General features: G+C 67.1%; 28 protein-coding genes and 1 tRNA gene. 15 read left to right on the top strand and 14 right to left on the bottom strand.

The window, feature by feature from the left end:
- The first annotated feature begins 44 nt into the window (after positions 1–44).
- From HBE64_RS17255 to HBE64_RS17245, 3 genes are all read left to right on the top strand, one after another.
- Entirely contained in the window at positions 45–500 is a 456-nt protein-coding gene (locus HBE64_RS17255; protein ID WP_167104712.1) for a hypothetical protein, read from the top strand.
- 33 nt (positions 501–533) lie between these two features.
- Positions 534–1,286, top strand: coding sequence for a ribonuclease T(2) (locus HBE64_RS17250; RefSeq protein ID WP_243841358.1), 753 nt, complete (start codon positions 534–536; stop codon positions 1,284–1,286).
- 92 nt (positions 1,287–1,378) lie between these two features.
- Positions 1,379–1,666: a hypothetical protein gene (locus tag HBE64_RS17245; protein ID WP_167104709.1), complete on the top strand. Its 288-nt coding sequence runs from the start codon at positions 1,379–1,381 to the stop codon at positions 1,664–1,666.
- A gap of 7 nt (positions 1,667–1,673) precedes the next feature.
- Here the strand turns inward: HBE64_RS17245 and HBE64_RS17240 are convergent, their stop codons facing one another.
- Positions 1,674–3,095 (bottom strand): DUF4185 domain-containing protein, encoded by a 1,422-nt coding sequence (locus HBE64_RS17240; RefSeq protein WP_167104706.1) that lies wholly within the window; start codon positions 3,093–3,095, stop codon positions 1,674–1,676.
- A gap of 216 nt (positions 3,096–3,311) precedes the next feature.
- Between HBE64_RS17240 and HBE64_RS17235 the strand changes: the two genes are divergently transcribed.
- Positions 3,312–4,154, top strand: coding sequence for a PHB depolymerase family esterase (locus tag HBE64_RS17235; protein ID WP_167104703.1), 843 nt, complete (start codon positions 3,312–3,314; stop codon positions 4,152–4,154).
- Between the two features lie 60 nt (positions 4,155–4,214).
- Here the strand turns inward: HBE64_RS17235 and HBE64_RS17230 are convergent, their stop codons facing one another.
- Positions 4,215–4,616 (bottom strand): hypothetical protein, encoded by a 402-nt coding sequence (locus HBE64_RS17230; protein ID WP_167104700.1) that lies wholly within the window; start codon positions 4,614–4,616, stop codon positions 4,215–4,217.
- 62 nt (positions 4,617–4,678) lie between these two features.
- Positions 4,679–5,188 carry a hypothetical protein gene (locus tag HBE64_RS17225; protein ID WP_167104697.1) on the bottom strand — a complete coding sequence of 170 codons (510 nt, stop codon included), beginning with the start codon at positions 5,186–5,188 and terminating at the stop codon, positions 4,679–4,681.
- Between the two features lie 90 nt (positions 5,189–5,278).
- Between HBE64_RS17225 and HBE64_RS17220 the strand changes: the two genes are divergently transcribed.
- The 3 genes from HBE64_RS17220 to HBE64_RS17210 are packed head-to-tail and all read left to right on the top strand — an operon-like array spanning position 5,279 to position 6,932.
- On the top strand, positions 5,279–6,139 hold the full coding sequence (locus HBE64_RS17220) for an LLM class F420-dependent oxidoreductase (protein ID WP_167104694.1): 861 nt from the start codon (positions 5,279–5,281) through the stop codon (positions 6,137–6,139).
- Between the two features lie 9 nt (positions 6,140–6,148).
- The gene (locus HBE64_RS17215; RefSeq protein WP_243841357.1) at positions 6,149–6,583 is read left to right on the top strand and encodes a hypothetical protein; all 435 of its coding nucleotides are present in this window, start codon (positions 6,149–6,151) and stop codon (positions 6,581–6,583) included.
- 16 nt (positions 6,584–6,599) lie between these two features.
- Positions 6,600–6,932, top strand: coding sequence for a cupin domain-containing protein (locus tag HBE64_RS17210; RefSeq protein ID WP_167104692.1), 333 nt, complete (start codon positions 6,600–6,602; stop codon positions 6,930–6,932).
- Here the strand turns inward: HBE64_RS17210 and HBE64_RS17205 are convergent.
- The 3 genes from HBE64_RS17205 to crcB (HBE64_RS17195) are packed head-to-tail and all read right to left on the bottom strand — an operon-like array spanning position 6,929 to position 8,759.
- Positions 6,929–8,002: a DUF190 domain-containing protein gene (locus tag HBE64_RS17205; RefSeq protein WP_167104689.1), complete on the bottom strand. Its 1,074-nt coding sequence runs from the start codon at positions 8,000–8,002 to the stop codon at positions 6,929–6,931. The genes HBE64_RS17210 and HBE64_RS17205 overlap by 4 nt on opposite strands.
- The gene (crcB, locus tag HBE64_RS17200) at positions 7,999–8,301 is read right to left on the bottom strand and encodes a fluoride efflux transporter CrcB (RefSeq protein ID WP_243841676.1); all 303 of its coding nucleotides are present in this window, start codon (positions 8,299–8,301) and stop codon (positions 7,999–8,001) included. The genes HBE64_RS17205 and crcB (HBE64_RS17200) overlap by 4 nt, the downstream gene beginning before the upstream one ends.
- Positions 8,302–8,360: 59 nt before the next feature.
- Positions 8,361–8,759: a fluoride efflux transporter CrcB gene (crcB, locus tag HBE64_RS17195; protein WP_167104683.1), complete on the bottom strand. Its 399-nt coding sequence runs from the start codon at positions 8,757–8,759 to the stop codon at positions 8,361–8,363.
- Between the two features lie 68 nt (positions 8,760–8,827).
- On the opposite strand from crcB (HBE64_RS17195), the gene pgm reads away from it, so the two are divergent.
- The gene (pgm, locus tag HBE64_RS17190; protein ID WP_167104680.1) at positions 8,828–10,462 is read left to right on the top strand and encodes a phosphoglucomutase (alpha-D-glucose-1,6-bisphosphate-dependent); all 1,635 of its coding nucleotides are present in this window, start codon (positions 8,828–8,830) and stop codon (positions 10,460–10,462) included.
- A 2-nt stretch (positions 10,463–10,464) separates the two neighbouring features.
- On the opposite strand, the gene HBE64_RS17185 is transcribed toward pgm, so the two are convergent.
- Positions 10,465–10,797 (bottom strand): hypothetical protein, encoded by a 333-nt coding sequence (locus HBE64_RS17185; RefSeq protein ID WP_243841356.1) that lies wholly within the window; start codon positions 10,795–10,797, stop codon positions 10,465–10,467.
- Positions 10,798–10,986: 189 nt separating this feature from the next.
- A complete protein-coding gene (locus tag HBE64_RS17180) occupies positions 10,987–11,160 on the bottom strand; it encodes a hypothetical protein (protein ID WP_167104674.1) in 174 nt (57 codons plus the stop codon).
- Between HBE64_RS17180 and HBE64_RS17175 the strand changes: the two genes are divergently transcribed.
- The 5 genes from HBE64_RS17175 to HBE64_RS17155 all read left to right on the top strand — a co-directional run bounded on the left by HBE64_RS17175 (position 11,153) and on the right by HBE64_RS17155 (position 14,697).
- A complete protein-coding gene (locus HBE64_RS17175) occupies positions 11,153–11,806 on the top strand; it encodes a hypothetical protein (RefSeq protein WP_167104671.1) in 654 nt (217 codons plus the stop codon). The genes HBE64_RS17180 and HBE64_RS17175 overlap by 8 nt on opposite strands.
- Positions 11,807–11,937: 131 nt before the next feature.
- Positions 11,938–13,206 carry an MFS transporter gene (locus HBE64_RS17170; protein WP_167104669.1) on the top strand — a complete coding sequence of 423 codons (1,269 nt, stop codon included), beginning with the start codon at positions 11,938–11,940 and terminating at the stop codon, positions 13,204–13,206.
- A 164-nt stretch (positions 13,207–13,370) separates the two neighbouring features.
- Positions 13,371–13,443: transfer RNA gene (locus HBE64_RS17165), tRNA-Ala, on the top strand.
- 312 nt (positions 13,444–13,755) lie between these two features.
- On the top strand, positions 13,756–14,013 hold the full coding sequence (locus tag HBE64_RS17160; protein WP_167104666.1) for a DUF3297 family protein: 258 nt from the start codon (positions 13,756–13,758) through the stop codon (positions 14,011–14,013).
- A gap of 435 nt (positions 14,014–14,448) precedes the next feature.
- Complete coding sequence (locus tag HBE64_RS17155; RefSeq protein ID WP_167104662.1) at positions 14,449–14,697, top strand: hypothetical protein; 249 nt, start codon at positions 14,449–14,451, stop codon at positions 14,695–14,697.
- Here HBE64_RS17155 and HBE64_RS17150 read toward each other — a convergent pair.
- Positions 14,694–15,176, bottom strand: a complete 483-nt coding sequence (locus HBE64_RS17150; RefSeq protein ID WP_167104659.1) for a hypothetical protein — start codon at positions 15,174–15,176, stop codon at positions 14,694–14,696. The genes HBE64_RS17155 and HBE64_RS17150 overlap by 4 nt on opposite strands.
- Entirely contained in the window at positions 15,173–16,135 is a 963-nt protein-coding gene (locus tag HBE64_RS25020) for a TNT domain-containing protein (RefSeq protein WP_371744001.1), read from the bottom strand. Before HBE64_RS25020 ends, HBE64_RS17150 begins: the two co-directional genes overlap by 4 nt.
- Between HBE64_RS25020 and HBE64_RS17140 the strand changes: the two genes are divergently transcribed.
- Entirely contained in the window at positions 16,128–16,574 is a 447-nt protein-coding gene (locus HBE64_RS17140; RefSeq protein WP_167104656.1) for a hypothetical protein, read from the top strand. The genes HBE64_RS25020 and HBE64_RS17140 overlap by 8 nt on opposite strands.
- A gap of 183 nt (positions 16,575–16,757) precedes the next feature.
- Positions 16,758–17,129, top strand: coding sequence for a hypothetical protein (locus HBE64_RS17135; protein WP_167104654.1), 372 nt, complete (start codon positions 16,758–16,760; stop codon positions 17,127–17,129).
- A gap of 1 nt (position 17,130) precedes the next feature.
- Here HBE64_RS17135 and HBE64_RS17130 read toward each other — a convergent pair whose 3' ends face one another.
- From HBE64_RS17130 to HBE64_RS17115, 4 genes are all read right to left on the bottom strand, one after another.
- Entirely contained in the window at positions 17,131–17,820 is a 690-nt protein-coding gene (locus tag HBE64_RS17130; RefSeq protein ID WP_371744198.1) for a hypothetical protein, read from the bottom strand.
- Between the two features lie 92 nt (positions 17,821–17,912).
- Entirely contained in the window at positions 17,913–18,599 is a 687-nt protein-coding gene (locus tag HBE64_RS17125) for a hypothetical protein (protein WP_167104648.1), read from the bottom strand.
- 28 nt (positions 18,600–18,627) lie between these two features.
- The gene (locus tag HBE64_RS17120; protein ID WP_167104645.1) at positions 18,628–19,599 is read right to left on the bottom strand and encodes an MlaD family protein; all 972 of its coding nucleotides are present in this window, start codon (positions 19,597–19,599) and stop codon (positions 18,628–18,630) included.
- A complete protein-coding gene (locus tag HBE64_RS17115) occupies positions 19,596–20,630 on the bottom strand; it encodes an MlaD family protein (protein WP_243841355.1) in 1,035 nt (344 codons plus the stop codon). The genes HBE64_RS17120 and HBE64_RS17115 overlap by 4 nt, the downstream gene beginning before the upstream one ends.
- Position 20,631 lies beyond the last annotated feature (1 nt).

Raw genomic sequence — 20,631 nt, 5'->3', positions numbered from 1 at the left:
TCACCGAGAGTTGCTACGGTTTCGCGAGACGAAAGGGAACGCTCATGACACGCAACACCTATGCAGTGATGTTCCTGGCGGCGGCAATCGGGCTGGCAGCCTCCGGTTGCGGCGGCTCCGACTCCAAGACCGCCGCAACCTCGAGCACCGCCGCAGCGAGCGCGACAAATGCTGGACAACTGCCGTCGCTGATACCGACTCCGGCGAACACCCAGACCACCAAGGGCCCGGACAGCCTCCCCGACAACGGTATTCACCTGTACTTCCAAGTGACCGGTTCGCCGGCCGAAGTCATGAAGGCCTACAAGGCGGCATTGGAAGCCAAGAAGTGGGACGTCACCAACGTCGTCACCTCCGACGGCGGTGCCACCTACACCGGAACCAACGGTGCGGCCTACAACGTGGTCGACGGCGGCGGCTGGCAGGACAAGACCTATATCGACGTCTGCGCCTGGCCGACGAAGCCTGCCGATCCGAACTGCAAACGCAGCGACCGGTAGCGGGGACCTGGCGGGCTCAAAGCCTTATCCTTCATGGCATTTCGCATCAATAGTCGACGGTGGCGCCGAGCCGCGCTGGTGACTGCCGTCGTGGCCGCGGTAGTACTGGCCGTCGTGTGGGTGGTCAATCGGCCTCGGCAACCACCCGGCGATACGGTGGCCAACAGCACCTCCAGCCTGCTGGTCATGACCTGGGGCCCGAGTCTATGCACACTCGAAAGGTCCAACTCGGGCTGTCGCAGCGGGCACGTCGGCGCCCTCGGTCCGACGCTGATCCTGCACGGGCTGTGGCCGCAGCCGTCGACCGAACGATCATGTCCGCTACCCAACGGGCAGCGCGACGCCAGCCTGCCGGCACTGAACCTGCCGCCGAACCTGCAAGCGGACCTGCAGTCGAAGATGTCCGACGTCGCGATCCTGGCGCCACACGAATGGAAGGCGCACGGCACCTGCTCCGGAGTCACGGCGCAGGAGTACTTCCAGATCTCGGCGTCCCTTGCCGGGCAGGCGATTCCGGTACTCAACCCGGCGTTCCAGAACACGCCGGACGGCCGGGTATCGGTGGAGACGCTCCGCCAGCTCGTCGGCGCCGCGTTCGGACCGGAGGCGGCGAAACGGGTCAGCCTGCGCTGCCGCGGTGACAACGGCCAGGCGGTCGCCTACGAGGTGCAGCTGTCGCTGCCGCCGGTGTCGGCGCTCGTGCGCGACAGCGCATCCCTGCGCGACGTGGTCACCAGAGGGCCAACGCTGTCCGGCGGCTGCCGACGCGGCAGCGTCCCGCGCTGACGACGCGCGATGTTGGGATCGGTAGCCATCCGAAGACAGTCCACTTAGCGGGACGGCGTCACAGCGGCGCCGCACCTGCGAAAGGACCACAGATGAAGATCCTGCCGCCCAACGTCGAGCAGCAGATCGCGCGCGTCGATCGGCAGAAGAGCCTGGCAATCGCGATCGGTTCCGGCCTGACGGCGCTGTGGTGCGCCTACCGCGTGGTGTGGGCCCTGTATCTGGCGGTGACCTACAACTTCCTGTTCGGCTCGCTGATCTTCTCGGTGATCCTGTGGGGCGTCATCGGTACCGTCGCCGCCGTCGCCGCGATCGCGTTCTACACCCAGTACTCCAAGGGTCCGGCCGGCGGGGCTCCAGAGCACCCCGATCAGGTCTGAGCCCAGGTCAGGGCAGCACGGTGTGCATCAGCATCACGTTGTAGGCCGACCACAGCGAGAGGTTGTAGTACAGGTCGCGCCCTGTCGACCACGGATGCAGGAACGGCGCGTAGATGCCGCCGGGGAACTGCATGGAGGACACCAACATCTGCTCAGGTCCCCATGGCCCCTGCGGCGCCGGCGCCGTGCGCATCACCACGTCGTTGTTCCCGTTGCAGTACAGCACCAGGTACTGCTTGAGATAGGTGTTGAACTGCGCCGACATCTCGCCCACCGGGCCGGGGATCACCGGCGTGGCGGTCGCGGGGTTACCGGGGACCCACGAGTTGCTACCCGAACTCCAGTACTCGTACTTGGTCAGGTCCGGGATGTAGGCCGGTGTCACCCGGGCCACGAAGGCCGAACCGCCGCGCCCGTTGGGGGTGCCGAAGGTGTAGAGGTACGGGTCGCCCGGCCCGGGCTTGAGGAAGGCGCCCATCTGGAAGTTCTCATTGCCCGCGTCGGGGGTGCGGATGGTCCCCGGGTACACGCCCCAGGTTTCACCGTTGTTGTCGGAGACCGCGATCGCCGAGTAGTTGGTGGTCCACGCGCCGTTGGCGTCCCAGCTCTTGATGGACATGAAGTTCATGAACTGCTTGCCGCCGAAGCCGACACCGGCCGTGGGGATGATCCCGGTCTCTTCCGGTGCGGTGTTGATGCTGTTGACCACCTGCTTGGAGATGCCCTGGCGCCAGACCGGCGACCCGGAGTACGGGTTACCGGGCACGCCGTCGGCCACGGCGATGGTGTTGGCGAGCGAGCGGTCCTGGGTGCGGAACAGCGTGTTGTAGCGCCACTGCTTGCCGGGGATCTGGCAGAAGCCATTGGTGTCGCCAAACGCCATCAGCACTTGCTGGTTGGCGGGATCGCCGTTGTCCCACATGATTCCGAGGTCGGTGCCGGTGATCGCGAAACGCTCGACGGTGCGGTTGGGGCTGTCGGGTCCGGTGACCCAGCCGACGAGCGACGTTCCGGGCGGTGCCGTCGACGGTGCCGGCGCCACGGCGGCCGCCGGGGCCTGCTGGACGGCCGGGGGTGTCGGCGTGGTGGCGGCACCGGGTTGGGGAGCCGGTGCGACCGCCGCCTGCTTTTGTACCTGACCCGAATTGGGTATCAGCGCCTTGATGATCGCCAGCGGCAATTGGCCGAGTTTGGGCAGCGGCGCAGCGTCGTTGGCTCCGGTGGGTTTGTGCCCGATCGGGCGGTCGAATGGCGCGATCCGGGAGGGGTTGGGAATCTCGAAAGCCTGATTGGGCTGCGGCTCGGCTTGTGCGGCCGCGCCCTGGCACGGCTCGGCCGCCGCGGGCGGAGCGATCCCGAGCGAGGCGCACAGCCCGAGGACGAGCACCGACGCCGTGGATCGCGCGGGAAAACGGGAATGCGGCGCCACAGCACACCTTTCGGGGCGAGACGTCGCAAGTGACGCCAAAGGGATGACCAAAGTGACGATAGTTATTGGAGTGACGATTGTGGCCAGTGATACCCAAAGAGGTACTCATCTGTGACCGTGTCGCAACCGGGGCGTCCGGTGTCCGGCACGCGAACACTGGGCCACGGGATTTCGACGTTTTCCCATCGTTTTGGGGCAACCGGGCACACTGGGTGCGTGATCACGCGGACGACGGCATTCGTTGCCGGCCTCATCGTTGTCGCCGCACTCACGGCTGCACCCGCCTCGGCCACCCCTGGTGATCCGCCCGGCGCACTGACCTTCGGCGGCCTGCAGCGCACCTACGTCCTGCACGTCCCCCCGGGCCTCCAGCAACCCTCGGGCTTGGTCATCAACCTGCACGGCGCCGGGCAGAACGGCGCCATCCAGGCCGGGGTCACCAACTACAACGCCGTCGCCGACCGCTACGGGTTCGTCGTTGCCTACCCTGACGGCATCGACATGAGCTGGGCCGACGGGCGCGGCGCCTCGGTGCCCGACCGGGAGGGGGTCGACGACGTCGGCTTCCTCGCCGCGCTGATCGGCCAGCTCACCCACGATTTCGGCATTCCGCCCGGCCGCGTTTTCGTCACCGGGATGTCCGCAGGCGCCTTCATGGCCAACCGGCTGGCGTGTGACCGCGCCGACCTCGTGTCGGCGGTCGCGCCGGTGGCCGGGACGCTGGGCGTCGGAGTGGCGTGCAACCCGTCCAAGCCGGTCTCGGTACTGGCCATTCACGGCACCGCCGACCAGGTGGTTCCCTTCGCCGGCGGACCCATGGTGGGGCGCGGCGGGCCCAGCGAGATCGTGAGCGCACCGGAGATGGCAGAGCGGTGGCGCGCCCTGGACCAATGCCCGAGTACACCCGCACCGAACCCTGCCGGATTCACCGCGACCGGTTGTGCTGGCGGCACCCAGGTGGAGTTCGTCAGCGTCAACGGCGCCGGGCACACCTGGCCGATGAACGCGGGCGTCGACGCCTCCGCGGCCACCGGTCAGTTCTTCGCCTCACAGGCCTGAGCCGTCCCCGTACTCGGCGAAAGCCCTTGGACGACAGCATCTTCTATGTAGTAACGAGTGTCACTCCACGGACTGCCAGTTGTGCTCCAGCCACTCCAGATAGCCGTGCTCGGCGGCGCTCAGTGTGCTGACCCGGATCGGGATGTGCTTCTTGCGTTCCGGTGAGTGTGGCCTGTGCGGGCGCTGATTCCACGCGTCGGTGCCCTCCCGCGCCCGCCAGTAGGCGTCACTGGGACTGGGGAAGCGCCACGATTTCCGGGTGCGCGACACCTCGGACAGGCTGCCGTCCGCCTGCAGGAACCACAGCCTCTTGTCATTTCCGACGAGCAGGGGACGGGCCCGTTTTCCCTGGCGCGGGACGTGCTGACGTGCCCACTCCGCGAGTGCCTGCAGGTCGTCGCAGACCGCATACGGCGGGATACCCGGCAGGAAGAACCACGTCGCTTCGAATACTTCGGCCATCGTGTCCGCCTCCTCTTGCCCCTGGGGCAGCCACCGTAACTGCGGGCACCGACAACGTCGGCTCAGTGCCGCGCCGACCCGGTCAGTGGCCGGCCGTCGGAGTCCTGCAGCAGGCAGATCACCGTGCTCGGGTACGGGTTGTTAGAGGTGCGGTCCTGCTCGGAGTCGATGAGATAGCTGATCGTGTACGGCGCGCCCCCGGCGTAGGCCGCCAGGCCGGCCGCGCACTGCTGATTGCCGACGTCGGTCAGCGCGGCGTTGACCGGTATCGGTGCCCGCAGAAACGTCTCGGCCTGGTGTGGGCCGGAGCAGTCGACGACGGTGACCATCACCACCGCGGGATCCGTCGGCGGCGGTTCGGCCAGACAGTCACCGGGGTGCAGGTCGACCCACCGGACGGTGCGCGTCGCCGGTCCCGGGGCGGCAGCGACGGTCGTGGTCGGCGTCGCAGCCGGGGTCGGGGTGCTCGACGACGTCGTGGTCAGGGTTGCCGTGGTGTACGGACTGCCGCCGCACGCCGCCACCACGGACAGGGCCGCACCGCCCAGCGCGCCCCTCACCACCTGTCGCATACCGCCGTGTCTACCCGACCAGCCCGGGCAGGTACAGCAGAACTTCGCAAGGCGGGTCGTGCCCGTCATGCCCGTGCGATGATGCCGGACATGCGAGTTGGCTTGCACGCGCTGGGGATCGGCTCCGGTTCAGAGCGGGCCGTCATCGAAGCGGTTGCCCGCGCCGCCGAGCGCCACGGCTTCGCCACGTTGTGGTCCGGCGAACATGTGGTGATGGTCGACGAGTCGGCATCGTGGTATCCGTATGCCGATGACGGCCAGATCGCGGTGCCCGCGGTCGCGGACTGGATCGATCCGATGATCGGGCTGTCGTTCGCCGCGGCGGCAACGAGCACTATCGGTCTTGCGACCGGGGTGCTCCTGCTGCCCGAACACAACCCGGTGATCATCGCCAAGCAGGCCGCCAGCCTGGACAAGCTGAGCGGCGGGCGATTCGCACTCGGTGTCGGAATCGGTTGGTCCCGTGAGGAATTCGACGCCCTCGGGGTCCCGTTCGAGCGCCGCGCAGCCCGCACCGCCGACTACGTGGCGGCCATGCGAACCCTGTGGCACGACGACATCGCTTCCCACGCAGGAGAATTCACCACCTTCTCGGCGATCCGGGTCAACCCCAAACCGGTGCACAACCGTTGCATCCCGATCCTGCTCGGCGGCAACAGTGAACCCGCCCTGCGCCGGGTCGCGCAGTGGGGCGACGGCTGGTACGGCTTCAACCTTGCCGACCCCGACGAGGTCGCCGACAAGCTGGCCACCCTGAAGAGGTTGTGCGACGAGGCCGGCCGCGACATGGCTGACCTGCGGATCGCCGTCGCCTTGGTCGAACCGCACCCGTCGGACGCGGCTCGCCTGGCAGAGTTGGGGGTCGACGAACTGGTTCTGGTGGCCTCCCCGCCGGAGAATGCGGCGCAGGCCGCAGAATGGGTCGAGGGTCTCGCCGCAGAGTGGCAGTGAGGGGCAGTCGTGGACACCTGGGTCGCCGTCACGGTGGCAGTGGTCTTCGTCTGGCTGGGCATGGTGCTGGCGATCTCGTTCCTGGAGGCGCCGCTGAAGTTCCGGGCTCCCGGCGTCACGATTGTGCTCGGCCTGGGAATCGGGCGGCTGGTCTTCCGCGCGCTCAACGCCTGTGAGATCGCGTTCGCGATCCTCGTCGTGGCGGCGCTCGTGGCCGGCAAGCCTGACGTTGGCGTCATCGCGGCGGCCCTGGCGGCCATCGGCGCCCTGCTGATCCAGTTGATCGGGGTGCGGCCCGCGCTGACCAAACGTTCTGAGGCCGTGCTGGCCGAGCCCAGCCAAGCCGAAGCGGGCCGCTCGCACGCGCACTTCGTCTACGTCGGGTTCGAAGTCGTCAAAGTAGTGGCACTGCTGGTCACCGGCATCCTGCTGCTGGCCGCGTGAGATTACGGAGGTAGTCATGGAGTTCGTATCCCTGTCCCAACTCGCCGACGAGCACCTCGACGCGGCCCGGTCGTCGAACAGCGGCCGCTCGGCCCATACCGTGCACGGCGGCCACGACCATCAGCTTCGACAGACCCTCATCGCGTTGGCCGCCGGTCGCGACCTCAGCGAGCACCAGAGTCCGGGGGAGACCACCCTGCAGGTGCTGCGCGGTCACGTCCAGGTGGCTACCGCCGACGACAGCTGGGATGGCTTGCCTGGCGACCTGCTGGTGGTCCCGCGCGAGCGGCACGGACTGCACGCCGTGGACGACTCGGCGATCCTGCTGACCGTGCTCGCCGACAGCTAGTAGCGATAGTCGGCCAGGTCGGTGGCGCCGCTGCGCCGGTCGCCGTCGAGCATCAGCAACGCGGGCACCATCTCGCTGGTGACCAGGCCGTGGCTGCCCGTCACCTCGTTGATCAGGTCGAAACACCCGGCGATCACCTCGGGGGTGTCGACGACGATGGTGGTCACCGGCACCTGGCGGCCGTACTGGATCAGCTTGTCGCCGTGCGGCTTGTGGTCGCCGTGAAAGCCCCAGATGCCGCGTAATACCGTTGCGCCGCTGACGGTTTCGGACTCCCACAGCTTGCGCACCAGGGCGCGGTGGACGGGTGCGCCGTCGTAGTGGGTCGATTCGGAGGTGTAGATCATCAGCTTCTGGCGCAGCTCGCGGCCATGGGCGTCGACGGCAGGTAAGGCCGGCGGCCGGGCGAGCAACTGTCCGTCGCGTTTGCACACCTGGACGCGCTCGACGGTAACCAGCGGCTGGTAGAGCACTGCCTCCAGGCCGGGCAGGACCTGCTGCACCTGGGCGGAGGTGCCGACGGCGATGATCATCACCGGAACGTCGGTGTTGCGGCTGAAGAAGTGGGCGCGGCGCCGCTGCCCGTGCACGGTGCCGTCGACGCCGAGGAACACCGATGCGCCGGCGAATCCGTGGCGGTGCAGAAGGTCGCACACCGCGTAGTAGGCAGGCAGGCCGTTCACCCGCCGCCTGCGGCCGACGTAGAGGGTGAGTTTGACGGCATCACCGTCGGGCAGCGGAGCACCCGCGAGATCTTTGTCCAGCAGCCGGGCCCGTTCCAGGGTGATCAGGCCGCGCGGGGTCATCGCCACGACGTCGCTCACCAGCGCACCGATCACTGCTTCGGAGTCGACGGCGGCGATAGCGACCGGCGGATCCTCCGACAGCGTCAACGACTGGTCGCTTCGGATGATGTGGCGCGGCCCGAAGCTGGCGATGCCGCGCAGCAGCACGCTGGCGGCGACCTCGTGCTCGGCGTAGGTGTCGAGGATTGCTTCGGCCAGGAAGCGTGACCCGGCGCGCTGGCGTTCCCCGAAGTAGGTGGTCAACTTGAGGTAGGTGTCGCTCATATCAGGCTCGCTATCCACTGGCCGAGCATCGCGGCGGGCAGGCCGAGCGCCACGCTGACCACCAGGTTGGCGATGGCCGGCTTGATCTGGCGTTCCTCGGTGAGGCGTTGGGTTTCCAGCATCCAGGTGGAGAAGGTGGTGTAGGCGCCGACGAACGCGGTGCCAGCCAGCAGGGCGGCCTGGTGACTCAGGGTCAGCCCGGTGATGAAACCGAGCAGCACCGCCCCGGAGATGTTGACGGTCAGCGTGCCGAACGGAAACGACCTGGCGGCCCGGCGGGCCACCGCACGGTCGACCATGAACCGGGCCACCGACCCCAGGCCCCCGATGACCAGCACACCGGCCCACACCGCCACGTTCACGCGCGGATCCTGACCCGGCGCACCATCGCCGTCGCCACGTAGACCGCCACCAGTCCCGCGGCGATGCTGGCTACCGTGTAGCCGACCGCCAGGCCGTAGTGGTGGTGTTCGATCATCCGCACCGTCTCGACCTGCATGGTGGAGAACGTCGTCAACCCGCCGCACAGGCCGGTGCCCAGCAAGGGGCGGCGGTAGCTCGACATCGGCAGCCGCTCGAGCAGACGGGTGGTGAAGTAGCCGAGCAGGAACGCGCCGATGATGTTGACGACGAAGGTCGGCCACGGCCAGCGCGCGGGGTCGGGGACGGCCAGCGTCGCCAGCGCGGCGCGCGCGGCGGTTCCGATGGCGCCGCCGGCGAATACGGCCGCCAATTCGCGGTTGTCATGGCCGAACAAGGGCTACCCCCTTAACCGTCAGTGAATCCGCGAGCCAGTATCGCCCGTGGCGGGCAGAATTGGGTCCCATGGCGGCTAACCCCCGCGCCGGTAAGCCGGCGCTTCCCGAAGACCTCGTCGATCTGCCCCACCTGGTGACCGCGTACTACACGGTGCAGCCCGATCCCGACAACGTCGACCAGCAGGTCGTGTTCGGCACCTCGGGGCATCGCGGCTCCAGTCTCGACGGGGCGTTCAACGAGGCGCACATCCTGGCCACCACGCAAGCGATTGTGGAGTACCGAGCTGGGCAGGGGACCACCGGGCCGCTGTTCATCGGCCGCGACACCCACGGACTGTCCGAACCGGCGTGGGTTTCTGCGCTGGAGGTACTGGCCGCCAATGACGTTGTGGCGCTCATCGATTCGGCCGACCGCTATACGCCGACCCCGGCTGTCAGTCACGCGATCCTGGCCTACAACCGCGGCCGCAGCACCGATCTGGCCGACGGGATCGTCGTCACCCCGTCGCACAACCCGCCGCGTGACGGCGGGTTCAAGTACAACCCACCCAACGGTGGCCCGGCCGACACCGATGCCACCGGGGCAATCGCCAAGCGCGCCAACGAGATTCTGCGAGGCGGCCTGGCCGAGGTGAGGAGGGTTCCGCTGGCGCGGGCGCTGCAGTCCACCCAGCGCCACGACTATATGGATGCCTATATCTCCGATCTGCCCAACGTCGTCGACATCCACGCGATCCGCGCCGAAGGCATCCGCATCGGCGCCGACCCGCTGGGCGGGGCCAGCGTCGACTACTGGGCGGCGATCGCCGAACGCCACGACCTGAACCTCACCGTGGTCAACCCGCTGGTCGACGCCACCTGGCGGTTCATGACGCTGGACACCGACGGCAAGATCCGGATGGACTGCAGCTCGCCCAATGCGATGGCCTCACTGATCGCCAACCGCGACGCCTACCAGATCGCCACCGGGAACGACGCCGACTCCGACCGCCACGGCATCGTCACCCCCGACGGCGGCCTGATGAACCCCAACCACTATCTGGCCGTGGCGATCGACTACCTGTACTCGCACCGGCCGGACTGGCCGGACACCGTGGCGGTGGGCAAGACCGCCGTCAGTTCGTCGATCATCGACCGGGTGGTGGCCGGGCTGGGCCGTAAGCTGATCGAAGTGCCGGTCGGTTTCAAGTGGTTCGTCGACGGGTTGATCAGCGGCACAATCGGTTTCGGCGGTGAGGAGTCTGCGGGCGCGTCATTCCTGCGCCGCGACGGCTCGGTGTGGACCACCGACAAGGACGGCATCATCCTGGCGTTGCTGGCTTCGGAGATCCAGGCTGTCACCGGAGTCTCGCCGTCGCAGCGGTACGCCGAGCTGGCCGACAAGTACGGGGCGCCGGTCTATGCGCGGGTGGATGCCCCGGCCAACCGGGAGCAGAAGGCGCGGCTGGCCAAGCTGTCCGCGGAGCAGGTCAGCGCCACCGAGTTGGCCGGTGAGCCGATCACCGCCAAGCTGACGACCGCGCCCGGTAACGGGGCCGCGCTGGGCGGGTTGAAGGTGACCACGGCCGACGGCTGGTTCGCCGCCCGCCCGTCAGGCACCGAGGACGTCTACAAGATCTACGCCGAGTCGTTCAAGGGCCCCGAGCACCTGGCGGAGGTGCAGCAAGCGGCTCGCGAAGTGGTGAATGCGGTGATCTCGTAGCCTCAGAAGCCCAGGCCGATGCCAAGGTCCCAATCCCCGCTGTCATGCGATGGGCATGAGACGTCGACGTACACGGTCGTCGACGTCGTGGGTGCGGGATCCGGCGAACGGTCCGGGTTGTTGATGGCGGTTACCGAGCACCGCGACAGTGAGACGGAGCGATCACCGGCCACCAGATTCATCGCGACGGTATAACCCTGATCCTCGAGTTCCTTGATCGTCTTGGCGGCCGATTCGGCGCCGGCGACCGGCCACACCGGTTCGGCGGTGCACACGGGTGCGGCCGCCAGCGCGACAATCCACCACACCGCGACCACTGTCAGTCGTCTGCACATCGCCATCGCCCACCCCGGCTGAAGTATTGCCGCCTCTTACGTTCCAGGAATACTCCAGAAGGGACACGCTCGGAAAGAAACGGCACACGTTCGTCAAGGTGTGAACAGTTCGCAGTTCTTCGTTTTGCGATGTCTGCGGAGGCGTAAATTCTGGCCCACGACCCCGTTGTAGGGAGAACCCGTGGGCACTCACACCATCACCAAGACGAAGTTCACCAGCGCACTCACGATCGGCGCCGTCACCGCAGGGGTTTTCGCCGCCGCCGGGTTGGGGTCGGCGCCAGCGGCCCACGCTTCGTGTGCCTCGTTCTGGGGCCTGAGTACCGGACCGGACTGCAGCAGCACGCTATTCGGGGTGGCCATCGCCGTCGGACCGGGTGCGACGGCATCGGCCGGTTACTTCAGCGTCGCCTTGGCAGTCGGCAACGGCGCAGGGTCCGGAGTCGGTTCATTCGACATCGGTACCGCCTTCGGAACGAATGCGATAGCCAATGATGCCGGCGTTTTCGAGGTAGCCGCCCAGGTCGGGTCAGGCGACTCTCAGACGGGGGGACTGTTCAATGTCTCAATCGGCATCACCCCGGGTGACGGGCCCGCTCACTACCAGTCAGTCCTTGCTCAGGGGGTCGGCGACGTCGCCGTCAACCTGTTCGGCTACGCGACGTCGGTGATCAGCCACCGGGTGAACGCGTTCGGCGTAATGAGCGTCGCCGCGAATGTTGGCGGGACGGACAACGTCGTTCAATCGCACGATGGCGTATTGAACGCCGCCTTCGCCATCAATGGCGCATCGACCACCGTTGACGCCGGCGGTGGTCCGCTGGCTTTGGCGGGTTCGATCAACGAAGCCCATGCAAACATTTCCAAGGTCGGCCCCGGCTTCAACATCAACCACGTGGTCGTCGGTGGGGCCTCCGCTGTGAAGCCAGCCTCCACCCGCGTCACCAAAGCGGCAGCAGCGACACGCAATTCGACGGCCAATGGGGTATCAGCACGCAGTACGAAGTAGCAGGCACCGCGGCGGTCTGCCCTCAGTCCGTGATCGGCGACCTGCACCCGATTCGCGGCCGCGGCTGGGCAATCGCGGCGCCGGTGCAGGTCAAGCGCAGCGCATGACCCCCACTCATTACAGTCATTCTCGTGAGTTCCGTCGCGGAGGGTGACTGTCCCTCGGAAGAGGCGCAGGCCAGTCTGCCTCGGGAGGTCTGGGTTCTGATCGCGTCCAACGCGGTCATCGCCTTGGGCTACGGCGTGGTGGCGCCGGTGCTGCCCCAGTACGCGCGCCACTTCGGGGTGAGCCTCAGTGCGGCGACGTTCGTCATCACCGCCTTCGCGGTGATGCGGCTGATCTTCGCCCCGGCCTCCGGCCTGCTGGTGCAGAAGCTGGGCGAGCGGCGCGTCTATGTCAGCGGCCTGCTGATCGTGGCCTTGTCCACGGCGGCCTGCGCGTTCGCCCACACCTATTGGCAGCTGCTGCTATTCCGAGGGCTCGGCGGCGTCGGATCGACGATGTTCTTCGTCTCCGCGCTGGGTTTGATGATCCGGATCAGCCCGCACAATGCGCGCGGCCGGGTGGCCGGCATGTTCTCCAGTGCGTTTCTGGTGGGGTCGGTCGCCGGACCTGTCGTGGGCAGCCTGACCGCGGGGCTGGGGTTGTCGGCGCCGTTCGTCATCTACGGCGCCGCACTGCTGGTCGCGGCGGCGGTGGTGTTCATCAGCCTGCGGCATTCCTCGCTGGCGGCCGTGGCGCCTGCCGACGAGCTGACCGTGACGGTCGGGGTGGCGCTGCGGCACCGGGCGTACCGGGCGGCGCTGCTGTCGAATCTGGCCACCGGCTGGTCGGCGTTCGGGCTACGGGTCGCACTGGTGCCGCTGTTCGTCACCGAGGTGTTCCACCGTGGGCCCGGGTGGGCAGGCGCGGCGCTGGCGACGTTCGCGATCGGCAACGTGGCGGCCGTGATTCCCTCGGGGCGGCTGTCGGATCGCACCGGGCGCCGGCCGCTGCTGATTGTGGGGCTCGGGTTGGCCGGGGTGTCGACGGCAGTGGTGGGGTTGTCCTCGTCGCTGCCGGTGTTCCTGGCCGGGGCGGTCATCGCCGGGGCGGCCACCGGTATGTTCACTTCGCCGCAGCAGGCCGCGGTGGCTGACATTATCGGCAGCAAGGCCCGCGGCGGGACGGCGGTGGCCACATTCCAGATGATGTCGGACCTCGGGTCGATCATCGGCTCGCTGGGTGTCGGCCTAATCGCCCAGCACCTGTCGTTCAGCTGGGCGTTCGCGGTGAGCGGGGCGATCCTGGTGCTGGCGTCCATCGGGTGGGCATTCGCGCCGGAAACCCGCGACAGCCCGCCGCTGGAGCACACACCGGCCCGTCCGCTGGGTCCCGAGGCGGCCGGCGAGCTGCCGTAGTGATGCGTCCTGCGCCGAGATTGCACGCACGCATCAAAAGTGCGAGGGGCGGTATGCGTGAGTTCAGTCTGGATGCGGTCCCGACGCGTATCGCCGGTTCTTGCCTGCTCTGACCAGCGATTTTGAGGGGCACGTGCCGGTGGTGTAACTTCGATGGGCACGACGGGGCTATGGCGCAGTTGGTAGCGCACCACACTGGCAGTGTGGGGGTCAGGGGTTCGAATCCCCTTAGCTCCACTTCGAGAAAGCCCCGGCCAATGGCCGGGGCTTTCTTGTTCAGTGCGTAGGCGCGGGCAGCCCCGAGGCGGGCGGATCGATACCGAATGACCGCGCGATGAAGGGGACCATCGAGGCCTCGATGTGTTCGCGCCATCTGATCTCGTGCGTGTCGCACGTCACTCTGCTGCGTCGAGCTCGGGCAGTTTCGGGACGTTGATGGGGCGGTCGAACTCGTCGGAGTGATCAGGTCGGGGAGTTTGGTCGCGCCGGTCAGCGGCGCGTAGATTTCTAGGACATCAAGTCAAGACGCAGCACTCAACGAAGGCGATCATGTCCGAGGATCAGGTCACAGACGTCCCACCAAACCACCTCTCCATTGATCCGCGCAGCCCGTTCTACAGCGAAGAGGTGCTCCGCCGCGATGTGGGTATCCGCTTCAATGGCGTCGAGAAGAACAACGTCCACGAATACAACGTGGCCGAGGGTTGGGTCCGCGTTGAGGTGCCCACCGCGAAGGATCGTCGCGGAAACCCCATGGTTGTCAAGGTCAGTGGCACGGTCGAACCGTACTTCCGCACCGCTGAATAGCGCGCGCTCAGTACGTCCAGGCAGCGAGCACGTCGACGTTACGTCGACCCGCGGCCCTGATATCCGGATGTCTGCCTCGGAGGAATAGGCTTCCAATCATCATCTGGCACATCGGTTTTGATGAACCGCACCCAGCTGCCGTGAATCTTGTCGGCGAGTGATTGCGACCACGAAACGGCCACCGCAGCCGATCGCCGCGAGCCATGCGGGGCGCTGCCCTGAAGCTACCCGGCGTGGTTTAACTCGAGACGACGGTCTCGTGACCGGACGGCATTGCGAGCCCGGCAGTCGATGACGGAATGGCGTCCTGTGCGTTCTCTCGTGAACCTGCGCTGGCTAGTTGAAGGCCGAATGGCAAAGGTGGGCAACGGTTGTGGAGCCGAGGACTACTGTCGGTGTTGCACGTGACGTCAACGATCACGACAGGAGCATGTCATGGCTGACCTCGACGAGCTGGTCGAAGAAACCGCGAAAGAACTGCTGAAGGCGATCAGGGACCAGGCGCCGAAAGCAAGCGACTCCAAGCTGGTCAATCTGGCCCAGGCCTTCTCGATCATCATGTCCATCGACGCGGCCGAAGACCTGGTCGACGACGACGATGACGTCTGGGAGGTCGAGCAGGATGACGAGCCGGATCAGTCCGTTGAGCCTGACGAGGCGATCGTCAGCGCTCACTCGTCCTAGCTCGCGCGCAGCATCGTTTCGATATCGTCCAGCGGCTTTCCGATCAAGCGGCTGACGATCGTTGCGTAGGGCTCGGACAGCACCGCACGGCCTTCGGCGGATCGCAGTTCGTAGACCCCCTCGCTCAGCGGCAGCACCTCGACATCTGGGTTGAAGCCGAGTTCGTAGAGCTTGGGCCCCAACACCGGTGCCCGCATGGAGCTGCGCGCCGCCGACCCCCAGATCCACACCAGGTACTTTTCGGCCAGCGCGTAGCTGGAGAACCGGGCCGAGTCGTTGGTGCGCTGGCGCCGGTCGTTCACCGTGTCCACCGACCACCAGTCGCCGTCATGCCGAAGGTGAACCGAATAGTCGTTGGAGCTGAATAGGATTGCGCAATCGTCACACGTCGTCGATACCGACAGTTCGCTCAGCTGAGCCAGTTCGGACCAGTACGTCCAGTTGCGTGACAGCCGCGCAAAGTCGGCGATCTCGCTCACCTGTACGCGAGGAATCCGGAGTCAAGCAGTGCCTGCACCGGAGCGTCGTTGTTGTTCGCGTCGGTGATTCGGTACTGAATGCCCCCGCCCGGCTGGCCGAACCATGGGGCGGCCTGGGATTGCTCGATGCGAAGGCCGGGCGGCAGGTTCGCCGGGTTGGCGACGACGTACTCGAAGTACGGCGCCACCTGGCTTGCCGGCGGCAGCGACAGTTGCGCATAGTGGGTTCCCGCCGGTGCGAGGAATGAGCCGCCGGAGTAACCCCAGCGTCCCAGCGGTGTGCCGGCGGGCAGGTTGATGTTGGGCACGACGGTGCCCGGGATGGCGTACGGCTTGGTCGGGTCCTTGTCGTCCGGGTAGCTCAGCCCCTGGCCGGCCGTGCCGATCTGGTTGCAGTTCACCGTGCACGGGGGCGGCGTGACAACCGGGTAAACCGGGTTGTATCCGACGAACAGCCATGAATCGAGCGGCAGCGGCGCCGACCCGGTGACGCCGGACCGGCCGAAGAACAGTCCGCCCGGACCGCCGACGCCGGCCGAGCCGCCGACCAGGGTCACAGAGCAGGCGGATGCCGCGCACGCGACTGTGCCAGGGCCGCCGATGCCGCCGCGCCCGCCGACACCGAAGAAGAATCCGCCGCGGCCGCCCGCGCCGCCGTTGGCGCCCGTGGCGGCCGATCCGCCTTCGCCGCCATTGCCGAACAGCAGCCCGCCCCGGCCGCCGTCGCCACCGGTGCCGGCGTTGACGGCACTCGATCCGCGGCCGCCCGCACCGCCGTTGCCGATCAGCCCGGCGCTGCCGCCGATCCCACCGTTGTATCCCGCCCCGCCGTTGCCGAACAGCAGGCCGGCTCGGCCGCCATCGCACTTGGTGTTCGCCGCGCAGGTGATGCCGTCAAAGCTGAACCCATTGCCGATCAATAGCCCCGCGTCGGGATGCGACAGCGTTCCGTTGGACACGAAGATCGCCAGGATCGAATCCGGCGCCCAGGTGGGTACTGCGTTTGCCTGGGGAAGGGCGTTCGCCGCCGACGTCAGCGACGCCGAAGCGGCCGAGTCGGGTTGGGCGGCCGGGATGCTCGCCGTGCGTGCGCTGCGCCCAGTGGCATCCGAGGCGACCCGCGTCTGTGCCGATGTTGCCGCCGCACCGGCGGAGGCGGCCGCGGCCCGCGGCCCGTTGGTGGCGGCCGGCTTGGGAGCCGTGGCACCCTGGCGCGCCTGGCGGCCCGAGCCCCCGGTCGCGCCGGATCTCGGTGAGGAGGCGCTGCTGCTGGATGAGTCGCTGCCTCCGGAAGGGGTGTCCGCCCGGGCGATGCCGACGCCCTGCGGGGCCGCCAGTGCCAGTCCCGCCACCACCGCGGCCGCTCCCAGCCGCGTGGTGATCCAGGGTGCGCCGTGATTTCCCGACTTCGGCATGGCCCATCCTCCAGGGAGCAGTGACAGTGAAAGTTGACGCAGAAACTAGCAGCGAGGTCGCGCGCTGTCTGCAAATTTGCATGCCCGTCATTTTGTGTTCGGCGGTGCCGCGGGATCGGCACGAAGGCGGGACAAATCAGCCGATGCAGTGCCAAGCTTGCAGCCGATGAATTCACGACTTCTCGGTGTGCCGCTCGCCGCCTTGGCGATGTGCCTGACGGCCGCCCCCGCGGTGGCTGCGGAAGCCTGGGAGTGCGACATCATTCTTCCGGCAGCCGATCGAATCGAGACTGCGCTGAACATGGTGTCGCCAAGTGGGACGCCGTTCTACGTTGCGGGCCAACTGCGCAATGCACTGTCCCCGCTGTACGGGCTGGTCGTTCCCGAATCGGTGGACCTGCGGATTCGCTCGACGATGGTGGCTGCGCAGATCGACAACTCCGATCCCTACCGGCCGGCCAGCCCCGAGCAACTCGCCAGTGACCTCGCCACGGCGCGACAGAATCTCAGTGCCGCCCGTGCGGTCTGCGCCCCCTAGGTCAGCGCCCCGCCGGCCGGTGCCGCAGCGACAAACGTTGTGCTCCAGGCCAAATCGCCATCGCCGCCGGTGAGGCGCAGAAGGTGTCCTCGGCTTGGTAGACGTCCATGTCGATGGCGTGCAGCCCGTCTTCCTGGTGGGCGCGGCAGTTGACCGTCAGCACCTTGCCGGTGTCGGGGTCGACCTGCTCGACCTCGATGGTGATCACGATGACGAGCGTGTATCCGGCCCCGGTGGGCAGATAGAAGGTGAGGTCCCGGCTCGTCAACGCGCCGCCGTTGCTCACCGCGTATCCGTCGCCGCTGGGATAAACAGCCTGGCCGACCATCTGGGTGCGTTCGTAGTGCCGGCGATCACCCGGCGCACGCCACACCGAGAACCGGGTGTTGGGGGTGCCGTTGAAGATGTTCTGCCCCATCGGGATGATCAGTTCCTCGCGGCCGTCGCCATCGACATCCTCCAAGCCGACGCCACCGGGGCTGGAGGGCTCCAGGAGTTCGGTGATGGTCTGAACCACCTCACCGCTGGGGTCGGTCACGGTGATCTTCACCGACCCGGGTGCGGGCAGCTCCGGGGCGGTCCAGTAGTTGACGGCGAACGTGAGGTCACCGGAGTGCAGGCTGCAATCCACCTGCGGTGTCCTGCCGCTCGGTGTGATCACCGCACCGCTCTGCGGGCACGGTGGCAGCATGGTGTCGGCGGTTGCGTTGTGAGACAACGTAACCGAGGTGACCACCAGCGCGGCGGCCAGCGGCAGCGCGAGCCGCTTCACGACGCGTGCACCTACCCTTTCGGGGCCGGCTTGCCGGGCGGCGCGGGCGCCGGCGGTGGCGGGGCGCCGGGGATTTGCTGCTCGGTTGCCTGCTGGGTGCCGGTCTCGGGGCCGATGTCGGTGACCTGCCATCCGTCACCGGCCCGGGCGACGGTCACCCGCAACAGGATGATCGACACCTTCGGCGTCGGGTTCTGCAGATTGCGGGTGGTCTGGTGCGCCGACACCACCACCTGATAGGTGCCGTCACCCTGGAGCACCGCATCGGTAGCCAGCACCTCACCGGAGGAGCTGACCTGCGCTTGCAGCATGATGCTCTTCAACAGGTCGGTGGCGTTGACGTACTTGTCCTTAAGCGGTTGCGACACACCGTCTTCGACGGACTTAAAGAACGCATCGGGGTCTTCGAAGGAGTACGTCAGTGACTTGAGCGCATAATCCCTGGCAAGCTTGGCGGCCGCGTCGCGATCGGCCTGGGACTGCCGTATCTGTGCGAGTTCATGATTCACGTGCTGATACTTGGTGAATCCGAATGCGCCTCCGCCGATCGCCACGGCAGCGAGGACGACGGCCACCCACTTCCACGGTTGTCGAGTCGCGAAGGCCGGCGTCGGCTCCTCGACCCCGTCGTTGTCGGTCGGGGGAGTGATCTCGGTGTCCTCGGCGCTGTCGTCGTCGCCGGTTGATGAGGTAGTCATTGCCGTTCTTTCTACGCTAGTGCGTCGGTCACTGTCCCTGGTGCCATTCGGGGACGTTGAGTTGCACCCGCAGGCTGCCGTTGTCGTTGAAGGTCGACTCCCAGAAGTCCAGCCAGTGCCCGGCGTCGAGCTTGACGTCGTGCAGAGGCGCTACCGCCGGCTGCAGGACGGTGGCGAACGTACTGAGTGGTTCGGCCAGCGTGTCCATGTACTCGCTGATCTTGGCGATCAGAACCCCGCCCGGGTCGTCGGGCCCCAGCAGGCCCGACCCGCTGTAGGACAGGTTCTCGAACTCCTTGACCAGCCGCAGGAACGCCGGCACCGACTTCGGCAGCAACGTGCCGGTCTCACTGATCACCTGGCCGGCGTTGAGCGTGCCCAGATTCGTGGTCAGCGTGGAGATGTTGCTGAATAGCGTGGTCAGGATCTGCTTATCGTCCCGGACCACCTTGGCGGCCAGGCCGGCAGTGGTGGCCAGGGAGTCGAGGGTGCCGTCGTTGCCGTCCAGCGCCTGCGACACGTTGGTGACGATGGTGCGCAGGTCATCGGGGTTCAGCGCCGAAATCAGTGCGTTGGCTTTGGTCAGCAGTTCACTGCCGGTGACCATCGGCGCCACCCGATCGGGTGGAATCACCGATCCGTCGGAAAGATAGGGGGGCGCAATGATTTTCGGCTTGAAGTCGACGTACTGCTCGCCGGCTGCCGACAGGTTCTCCACCGCAATCGCGCTGTCGGCGGGGACCTGGTTGACCTGATCGATGTCCATCGAGACGGCCAGCCCGGTGGCCGTCGTCCGGATCCCGGTGACCCTGCCGATCTTGATGCCGCGCATGGTGACGTCGGAGGTGGGCAGCAGACCACCGGAGGTGTTGAGCAGCAACGTCAGCCGGGTGACCTTCTTCGTCGGGCTGATGTCGAGCACCCCGATCGACATGTACAACGCGCCGAGCAGCGTCATCACTGCCAGGATCACCAGGGTCGTGCGCGCGTTGAACTTCACGGCAGCAGTCCCATCGTCCGCATGGCCGAGACCGCCTGGTCGGCCTTGTCGGCGGGGTCGACACCCTCGTTGCCGCTCGGCGGGCGAAGCTCGGAGATGGTGTAGCGCGGACCGCCCTTGCCGAAGAACGGAATCAGCTTGTCGCGCACCAGCGCGTTGAGCTTGTCGGCGATCACCGGGACCGTGGTGTCCACGGTGGACATCGTCGCGACCAACGGCGATATGTAGGACAACATCTGCATGATGTCCCCGGTGATCGGGTTGATGACCTCACCGCCGAGCTTGCCGAGGTCCTTGGAGTCGGCGACGAGTTTGAGGATCCCGAGGGTGACCGCCGACAGGCCTCCCAGCTTGGACGGGCCTTCGGTGACCAGCCGGTTGAACACAGCGGTGTTGGACGACAGGGTGGAGCTGATGTTCTCCAGGCTCAACAGGATTCCGCTCATCGTCTCCTGGTTGGCGGCCAGGTCGTTGAGGATTCCGCCGATGGTGGTCTGAATGTGGGTCAGCTCGTTGGGGTCCTTGGGGAACGCCTTGTTGGCGTCGACCACGGCCTCCTGCAACGTGCCGATGGCCCCGCCGGCCATCAGGTTGGACACCGAGCGCAGCACGTCCTCGACGTTGGTGGCCGGGGCGGTGTTGCGCAGTGGAATGGTGTCGCCGTTGCGAAGCATCGCCGTCGACGGTTTGGCCGGCGGCAGCAGGGCGATGTAGACGTCACCGAGCGGGGTGGCCTGGCGCAGTTCGGCGCGGGTGTTGTCGGCGAGCTTGGTGTCACCGGCGATGTCGACGTGGGCGACGGCCGTCGACCCGTCCAGTGCCACATGATCGAGCACGCCGACCTGGATGCCGCCGGTGTCGACCTTGGCCCGGGCGGGAAGGTTGAGGGCGCTGGAGAATTCGATCTTCACCCGGTAGGGGTCGGCAGGCGAGTAGGCACCCGGCACGGGTAACCGCGTTGGATCCAGCGAACACCCGGGGCTCAGCGTGGCCGCCAACGCAACCAGTACCGCACAGACGGTCCGAACCATA

The sequence above is a fragment of the Mycobacterium sp. DL592 genome (assembly GCF_011694515.1).
GTDB lineage: Bacteria > Actinomycetota > Actinomycetes > Mycobacteriales > Mycobacteriaceae > Mycobacterium.
Note: the sequence above shows the minus strand (reverse complement) of the source record. Positions and strands in the feature narration are given on the sequence as shown.

Bases quoted from the DNA above. Each gene is read 5' to 3' on its own strand.
- HBE64_RS17130 (WP_371744198.1), bottom strand. From the start codon at position 17,820: ATGCTGCCACCGTGCCCGCAGAGCGGTGCGGTGATCACACCGAGCGGC.
- HBE64_RS17180 (WP_167104674.1), bottom strand. From the start codon at position 11,160: ATGGCCACCCCGAATAGCGTGCTGCTGCAGTCCGGTCCGGTACTCAGG.
- HBE64_RS17255 (WP_167104712.1), top strand. From the start codon at position 45: ATGACACGCAACACCTATGCAGTGATGTTCCTGGCGGCGGCAATCGGG.
- HBE64_RS17115 (WP_243841355.1), bottom strand. From the start codon at position 20,630: ATGGTTCGGACCGTCTGTGCGGTACTGGTTGCGTTGGCGGCCACGCTG.
- HBE64_RS17220 (WP_167104694.1), top strand. From the start codon at position 5,279: ATGCGAGTTGGCTTGCACGCGCTGGGGATCGGCTCCGGTTCAGAGCGG.
- HBE64_RS17210 (WP_167104692.1), top strand. From the start codon at position 6,600: ATGGAGTTCGTATCCCTGTCCCAACTCGCCGACGAGCACCTCGACGCG.
- HBE64_RS17125 (WP_167104648.1), bottom strand. From the start codon at position 18,599: ATGACTACCTCATCAACCGGCGACGACGACAGCGCCGAGGACACCGAG.
- HBE64_RS17250 (WP_243841358.1), top strand. From the start codon at position 534: ATGGCATTTCGCATCAATAGTCGACGGTGGCGCCGAGCCGCGCTGGTG.
- crcB (WP_243841676.1), bottom strand. From the start codon at position 8,301: ATGGTCGACCGTGCGGTGGCCCGCCGGGCCGCCAGGTCGTTTCCGTTC.
- HBE64_RS17225 (WP_167104697.1), bottom strand. From the start codon at position 5,188: ATGCGACAGGTGGTGAGGGGCGCGCTGGGCGGTGCGGCCCTGTCCGTG.
- HBE64_RS17230 (WP_167104700.1), bottom strand. From the start codon at position 4,616: ATGGCCGAAGTATTCGAAGCGACGTGGTTCTTCCTGCCGGGTATCCCG.
- HBE64_RS17245 (WP_167104709.1), top strand. From the start codon at position 1,379: ATGAAGATCCTGCCGCCCAACGTCGAGCAGCAGATCGCGCGCGTCGAT.
- HBE64_RS17160 (WP_167104666.1), top strand. From the start codon at position 13,756: ATGTCCGAGGATCAGGTCACAGACGTCCCACCAAACCACCTCTCCATT.
- HBE64_RS17135 (WP_167104654.1), top strand. From the start codon at position 16,758: ATGAATTCACGACTTCTCGGTGTGCCGCTCGCCGCCTTGGCGATGTGC.
- HBE64_RS17205 (WP_167104689.1), bottom strand. From the start codon at position 8,002: ATGAGCGACACCTACCTCAAGTTGACCACCTACTTCGGGGAACGCCAG.
- HBE64_RS17185 (WP_243841356.1), bottom strand. From the start codon at position 10,797: ATGTGCAGACGACTGACAGTGGTCGCGGTGTGGTGGATTGTCGCGCTG.
- HBE64_RS17155 (WP_167104662.1), top strand. From the start codon at position 14,449: ATGGCTGACCTCGACGAGCTGGTCGAAGAAACCGCGAAAGAACTGCTG.
- pgm (WP_167104680.1), top strand. From the start codon at position 8,828: ATGGCGGCTAACCCCCGCGCCGGTAAGCCGGCGCTTCCCGAAGACCTC.